This window comes from Streptomyces sp. WMMB 714 (assembly GCF_900090125.1).
Classification (GTDB): domain Bacteria; phylum Actinomycetota; class Actinomycetes; order Streptomycetales; family Streptomycetaceae; genus Streptomyces; species Streptomyces daqingensis.
This window is the reverse complement of the sequence record NZ_FMHJ01000003.1, coordinates 87,472-94,572: the sequence shown is the minus strand read 5'-3', so window position 1 is coordinate 94,572 and position 7,101 is coordinate 87,472. Positions and strand designations below refer to the sequence as shown.

The window sequence follows — 7,101 nt, the reverse complement described above, 5'->3', positions numbered from 1 at the left end:
CGTAAACCGTTACCCCTGGTGATCGTAGCGTCACGCGTCCATGCTCGTTGCCCGGGAAGAAGGATTCAGCAAGGGGAGCGTGAGCACATGGAACCACCCGGACACGGCACCGCCTCTGACGTGGTCGAAGAGGCGGAGGCGGCGCGCGACGAACTGCACGCCGCACTCTCCGAAGCGGGCATCCTGCTGCCCTCACTGGGGCTCGATCCGGTGACGTTCGGCTGTGACTATCTGCCACCGCTCGTCGATCTCGGCCGCTGCAGCCCGCGGGTCGCCCGCGAGCTCGCCGCGGCGTTGCGGGGTGCCGGTCGTGGGAGATGAGCGAGGGGGCCCGTTCGGCGGCGAAGAGGGGACCGGCGAGGAGGAGACCGGGGAGGAGGACGAGTCCGACCGGCCCGGGGCCGTCGCCGCCGGTCCGGCGCGAACCGGGGAGGGGGCCGGCCCGGGCCCGGCCCCGGAGCGGACAGGCCCGGGACGGGACGGGCCTGGGGAGTGCGAGGAGGAAGCGCGTCGCAGAGCGCTCCTGGCGAAGGTGCGGGAGGCGAACGCGCAGAGCCTCAAGTGGCCCCGGTGACCTGCGGCGTGACCGTCCTCGGTCCGCTCCTGGTTTGCGGGAGGGGCCGGTTGTGAAGAAATCGGATATTGCCGGGTAACCGGACTGCCTGTTCGTGCGTCTTGTCCGTACGGGCTTCACGCCGCCGTCGAGGCCCCGGGCGTCACGGTGGCGTCTCCCCCCACACAACTTCATAGGAGCCCCAAATGCTGAGGAGCAGCCTCATCTTCGGCACGGCGATGGCAGTGACCTGCGCACTCGCCGTCACGCCAGTACGCGCCGACACGCTCGTCACGCAAGGCCGCGGATTCAAACTCACCACGCAGTTCGGGGTGTCCGCGCTCAGCCCGGACCGTCCGTACACCGTCACCTTCGCCTCCGCCGACCTGAAGAAGCGCTACACCCCTCATCTGACGAAGGCCGTCGCCCAACTGAGGGCAGCGGGGCTGAACATGGCCGTCGGCGGCGTCGAGGACGCCGCCGGTTCCGCCTGCCCGCCCAGGGGGCACGTCCACTACACGGAGGAGCACCGCCCCATGGGGCGGGGCGGCTACAGCCGCGGAGCCCCGTGCCCCCACCCCGCGGACGGCGTCGCGGCGGGTGGAGTCGTGTCGATGGACAGCGAGTACTTCGACGGCAGCTGGTACATCTCGCCCTACAAGCTGCGCAACACGTTCGTGCACGAGATGCTGCACGTACTCGGCCTCGACCATCCCAATCTCGACCTGAACCGCAACGGCGTCGTCGAGACGTACGAGTGCGTCGCCACGCCCTCCGGTGTCAAGCCGGTGATGTGCTCCCCCAACGGCGGCCGCAGGGCGTCGGAGGCGGGGACCCTCACCGCTTACGACCTCGACGGTGTCGAGGCGCTGCTCGCCAACGGGCGGGCGCTGGGCGTCCGCTAGGGCGTGTCTCAAAGTCCCGTCTGGGCCGCGGTGTCTGGCACGCACGCTGGCTGCGTTGTCGGTCGTCGGCGCAGCCCGCTGCGCTCTCTCCCCCTCGGCCTCGCGGCCTGGGAGGTGCCCCCACCCTCCGCCTTGCGATCGCACGCACCAGACACCGCGTCCCCCGGCCTACGGCCGGACGACGCTACTTTGAGACACGCCCTAGGAGTATCGCCCTGTGAGGTCGGGGATGCGGTGCGGGTGGTTCGCCGCCGTGCTGATGACCGAGCTACGCATACGCCCGCGCAGCGGATGCTGATCGCGGAAGGCTCTTCGCGCGGCTGCGCCGCTGTACGGGCGGTGGAGACGACGGCCGGATTGCTCGGATCACGGGATGCCGGTGCGCGCCGTCGTCGCGAACTGAAAGGATCGCGGGCGTCAACTGGCGTATACGGGTGGGGAATTCAAAATCTCATGTCGATCGGAATGCTGTTCGTCGCGCTCGTCCTCCTGGCCGGCCTCACGTGGATGGTCGGATCCGCCGCGCTCCGGATCGGCGGCTGGTTGATGATGGCGTCCAGCGTGCTCGGCATAGCCGGAGCCCTCGGCTACGGGGCGGGGTTCGGCGTGTTCGGCGTGTTCGTCTGGGCGGTCGGGTTCCTCTTCGGGATGGCGGTCTGGCTGGGCGGCCACTGGCTGTTCGCGTTCAAGAACCACTACTTCAAGTCCGGACTGGCCCAGAGGGCGCTGCTTCGACTTGGCGACGAGCGGCTGGACCCCACCCGCAACTGGGCGATCCCCGTCCACGACCCGCACCAGGACAGCCCGTACAGGGAGGGCCCGTACCGGGATCGGTGATCGCCTCGAGCGACACAACGCCCTCGCCACCCGCTACGGCGAACCCGCCCGCCAGCACCAGGCCCATGGCCACCCTCGCCTGCCTCGAACTCCGGCTCACCACCTGACTTTGGGGACACGCCCCAGGCCCGTTCCTCGGATCCCCGAGGGCCCGCGGGCTGCTCCGTGGGGGTTCTCCGAGGGCTCCGTCACGGCGAGGCGCGCCCGGTCCGCGGTGTGACGCGAGTCCACAATGAACTCGTCTCCCTGTTCGGGCCCGGGGTGACGGGGCGTCACCGGGCCGCGGCTGTAAGGGTGGTGGGCGAGTGGCGCAGCACAGGCGTTCACGTCAGGACCTGGTCCAGCAGCGTCTTCGTGACGGATTCGTCGGCCGCGCCGGTGAAGTCGCCGTCTTCCGCGACAACCTGGCCCGCGACCCGGAGGACCCGGACTTCCAGTTCCTCTTCCACGTGCACGGCCTCGGCGGGGTGGGCAAGACGACGCTGCTGCGGCACTGGGAGCATCTGGCCCGCGAGAGCGGGGCGGTGACCGCGCGGGTGGGCGACGAGGTGCACAGCGCCGTCGAGGCGATGGAGGCGATCGCCGGGCAGCTGGAGAAGCAGGGCCGCCCGCTGAAGAAGTTCACGAAGCAGGCCGGGGCCTACCGGAGGCGGCGCCACGAACTGGAGACCTCGCAGGACGGGTTCCCCTCCCCGCCCGGGCAGCGGGAAGGCGGCGACCCCGGCGGCCCGCCGGCAGCCTCCCTCTCCAGCGCGGTCGTGACCCAGATCGGGCTCGCGGGGCTCGGCCTCATCCCCGGAGTGGGCGGCGTCGCCGGCGCGCTCGACCCGCACCAGGCCGCTCTCGGGACGGAGAAGCTCCGCTCGGCGCTCGCCGGACGGTTCCGCAGCCACGAGGACCTGCGTCTCGTCCTCACACCGGTGGACGTGCTCACGCCCGTCTTCCTCGCCGAGTTGAGCGAGGCGGCCCAGCGCAGCAGCCGAGTCGTGCTGTTCTTCGACACCTTCGAGCGCACCGGACCCCTGCTGGAGAGGTGGCTGCGCGACATCACCCTGGACTCCCGCCACGGCACGCTCCCCGTCAACGTGCAGACGGTGCTGTGCGGTCAGGGGCGGCTGGACCGGGAATGCTGGGGCGAAGTCCTGGACCTCGTCCAGCAGGTGCCGCTGGAGGTCTTCACCGAGGACGAGGCCCGCCGGCTCCTCGCCGCCCACGACGTCACCGACGAGCAGGTCGTCGACGTCATCCTCGACCTGTCGGGACGGCTGCCCGCCTGGGTGGCGGCCCTGGGGCAGGCGCGGCCGCAGGGCCCCGGCGCGGTGGGCGACCCGGCCGACAGCGCAGTCGAGCGCTTCCTCAAGTGGGAGACGGATCCCGGCCGCCGCCGGACCGCGCTGGCCTGCGCGCTGCCCCGCCAGCTCAACGAGGACCTGTACCGGCTCCTCGCCCCGGAGTCCCTGGCGGGGGAGTACGCCTGGATGCGCGGTCTGACGTTCGTCAGCGGCGACAACGGCCACTGCCGGTACCACGACGTGGTGCGTACCGCGATGCTCCGTCTTCAGCGGGCCCAGTCCCCCATGCGCTGGGAGGCGCAGCACACCCTTCTCGCGCGGGCGCACCGCGAGAAGCGGCAGGCGCTGGAACCGGCGCTGGAGGCCGCGGGGCTGTGGAAGGACCCCGCCTGGCGCCAGGCACGCCTGGAGGAGATCTACCACGGGCTGTGCGCCGACCCGTCGGGGGCGCTTCCGTACGCGCTGGAGGCCGCCATCGAGGCGGGCACCGCCGGCAGCGTCGTACTGCACCGGTGCGCCAGGACCATCGCCCAGGCCGGGCACGACACGGGGGACGAGGGCGTCGCCGCGTGGGGCCGCCGTCTCAGCGCCACCGAGGACGACGCCGTCGCGCTGGCCCGCATCCTCACCGCCCTGACCACGGCGTCCGAACTCAGCGACGAGTACGACGAGTACGACGAGTACAGGGCCCTCACCCGGTCCGGCACCGGCACGGGTACCGGTCCTGGCCGCGCGGGCACGGGCGCGGGGTAGCGGCCGCAGGCGGACGTCCCAGGGCCGGGCCGGTCACACGCTGGCTCCTCACGGTGACGGAGTGCATGGTTGGGTCGGGGTGATGTACAACTCACCTGTCACGTACGCGAATTGACGCGCAGTCAGTGTTCGCTGCGGCGGGACGGGCGACCGGCCGGGGAGCCCGTCGCCGGTCATGCGCACAGGATCACGGGGGAGGCGGGGAGAGTGCCGGAGTTTCCAGGCTGGGACGGCCGCAAGGAGTTCGTGGCGGCCTTCCGGGCCGCTGTACGCACGCGCCATCGGCTGAGGAAGCGGGTGCCGAAGCTCCCGCCCGTCGTGCTGCGGACGGGGCCCGAGCTGTCCGAGCAGGCGCTGTCGGCGCTGGAGGAGGGCCTGCAGCGCTCCTCGACGCTGGGGCGGCTCGTGCCGTGCGTCCCGTACGTCCGCCTCGACGGGGAGGGCCGTACCAGGACGGAGCTGATCGAGCAGATCGTCGGGACGCTGCGCCGGGACAGCCCGCCGGAGACGGGCAAGTGGCGGTTCCCCACCTACGACATGGTGCACAGCATCACTGAGGAGCCCCGCCCCGATCCGGTCTCGGCCCACCCGGCCCCCGCCTCCGGGACCGTCGGCCTCGGACCGTTCACCCTGAGCATCCCCTGGCCCGCTGTGCGCGAGGCCCTGGAATCGACCCGCAAGCGGCTGTGGTCGAAGCGCTGGCAGCTCCGGTTCGCCTTCGGCCGCCGCTACGGAGCCCTCTGGCCGGACGGCTACCGGGGACCGCGCACCCTCGACGCGGCGCTCAAGCGCTTCGACGAGGTGCGCCGCGAAGGCACGGACGCCTGGGACGAGCTGCTGCTCACGGCCCTGATGACCGACCTGTACGGGCAGGCCCGGCAGGGCCTGCTGCTGCAGCCGGGGCGGCGGCGCCGCCGCGCACGCGTAACCCTGCTGCTGAACGGCAGCGGGGCGGGCGCGGAGACCGTCAGCGGCTTCGTCTCGCTGTACGACGAGAGGCTCCGGGTGAGCCCCAACCCGGCGATGGTCGTCGTAGCCGCCCTGCCGCCGGAGGCGGCCGGCGAATCCGGGCGGGCGGGTCTCGCCGACGCCGCCAGGCGGCTCGCGGACACCCGGAGGGAAGCCCGGCCGTCCCTCCACGTCGCCCTGCCGGAGCCGGCCGGGGTCAGCGAGGCGGTGCCGCCGGTGTGGAAGGCGTGGCTGCGCGTCCGTCCCGGCAAGGAACTCCTGACGGAGGCCGTGGCCCTCGCCGTGGCGGCCTGGCTGGCCGGCATGTTCGCGTTCCTCGGGTACGAAGGTCCCTTCCTGGAGGAGAACACCGAGTGCCTGGAGGCGTCCACGTACGTCGACCAGGGCCGCCGCGGCCACGACTCTCCCAAGGCCGGCTACCAGCAAGCCATCGACGAGATCGACGAGTTGAGCAAGCAGGCCGAGAAGGAGGGCGACCCCGACCGGACCGTCACCCTCGCGCTCATCCACTCGACGGTGGCGGAGAACATGAACGAACTCCGCTCCGGCGGGGCCATCCCCGAACTCCGCGGCGTCGCCATGGCCATGCGTTCGCTCAACGAGTCCGCGCCGAAGGGCGACGACAGGGTCTGGGTGAAGGTCAGGCGCTACAACGCCGGAGTGCAGTACGAGAAGGCGGAGCAGAAGGCGAAGGAGATCATCGCCGATGCCGGGAAGGACTCCAGGTTCCTGGGCGTCACCGGCTTCACGGAGAGCCGCAAGAGGACCCTCGCCGCCCTCGAACTCCTCAACGACGCGCGGATCCCCGTCGTCAGCTCGACCGCCACCGCCAAGCGCATGGAGGTCGGGCGGTACTACCACGGCGTCGCACCCAACAACGTGCGTGAGGCGAACGTGGTGGCCTCGTTCCTGAAGCGGGCCAACACCGTGCGCACCGGCGCCGATTCGTGCGAACAGCCCCAGCACGTCGCCGTCGTCACCGACCCCGCGGACGTCTACAGCAACGAACTCGGCCTGAAGTTCGCCCAGCACCCGGAGGCTCCACCCACCGGAGCCCGCATCGGCTACACCCCGGGAGACTCCAGCGCCCACGGCGCCTCCGGCCAGACCGACCTCGAGATGAAGTACAGCATGGGCGACGTGGCCGCCGCGGTGTGCACGCGGGTCGAGAAGGAACCCAGGACACTCGTCTACTGGACGTCCAGGGTGCGGGAGTTCGAGGCGTTCCTGGAGGACTACCAGAACACCGCCTGCGCCAACGAGGAACTGACCATCGTCGGCGGGAACGAACTCACCAACGCCGCTCTGAGCGGCGGCTACGCGGACGAGTCATGGCTGCGGCTCTACCACACGGCGCACACCCTGCCCGTCGGCCACAGCAAGCGCAGCGCCAGGGCCAGGGCCTTCAACCGCGCCTACACCGACCAGTTCGGACGGGAGGACCTCTGGGCGAACGACGGGCACGCGTCACTCGCCAACGACGCGGTCAAGGTCTTCGCCCAGGCCGCCGAGAAGGCACTCGAGGTGGACCTGAGTCTGGACATCAGCAACGTGCACCAGTACATCATCAACGGCAGCTTCAGCATGGAGGGCGCCAGCGGACACATCCGGTTCGCCAACGGCGCCCTGCGGCCGCTCAACAAGATGCTGGTCCTCCTCCACCACAAGAAGGGCCGCTCCGGAGCGGCCCTCGTGTGCGGGAAGACCGGGAACAACATCGACGCGGGCAAGGAGTGGAAGCAGGGCGAAGAGACCTACACCTGCCCCGAAGACTGACCTCTCTGATGGAAGA

At 71.1% G+C, this 7,101-nt stretch carries 6 protein-coding genes; all 6 read left to right on the top strand.

What is annotated here, in order from left to right; all coding sequences use genetic code 11:
- Positions 1 to 87: 87 nt before the first annotated feature.
- The 6 genes from H181DRAFT_RS05855 (at position 88) to H181DRAFT_RS05830 (ending at position 7,085) form a co-directional block, all read left to right on the top strand.
- On the top strand, positions 88 to 321 hold the full coding sequence (locus H181DRAFT_RS05855; RefSeq protein ID WP_045863178.1) for a hypothetical protein: 234 nt from the start codon (positions 88 to 90) through the stop codon (positions 319 to 321).
- Entirely contained in the window at positions 311 to 574 is a 264-nt protein-coding gene (locus tag H181DRAFT_RS05850; RefSeq protein WP_045863177.1) for a hypothetical protein, read from the top strand. Before H181DRAFT_RS05855 ends, H181DRAFT_RS05850 begins: the two co-directional genes overlap by 11 nt.
- A gap of 185 nt (positions 575 to 759) precedes the next feature.
- Complete coding sequence (locus H181DRAFT_RS05845; RefSeq protein ID WP_052708467.1) at positions 760 to 1,458, top strand: zinc metalloprotease; 699 nt, start codon at positions 760 to 762, stop codon at positions 1,456 to 1,458.
- A gap of 453 nt (positions 1,459 to 1,911) precedes the next feature.
- A complete protein-coding gene (locus H181DRAFT_RS05840) occupies positions 1,912 to 2,295 on the top strand; it encodes a hypothetical protein (protein ID WP_045863176.1) in 384 nt (127 codons plus the stop codon).
- Between the two features lie 305 nt (positions 2,296 to 2,600).
- Positions 2,601 to 4,340, top strand: a complete 1,740-nt coding sequence (locus H181DRAFT_RS05835; RefSeq protein WP_052708466.1) for an ATP-binding protein — start codon at positions 2,601 to 2,603, stop codon at positions 4,338 to 4,340.
- Between the two features lie 207 nt (positions 4,341 to 4,547).
- Positions 4,548 to 7,085: a type 1 periplasmic-binding domain-containing protein gene (locus tag H181DRAFT_RS05830; RefSeq protein ID WP_045863175.1), complete on the top strand. Its 2,538-nt coding sequence runs from the start codon at positions 4,548 to 4,550 to the stop codon at positions 7,083 to 7,085.
- The last annotated feature ends 16 nt before the right edge of the window (positions 7,086 to 7,101 follow it).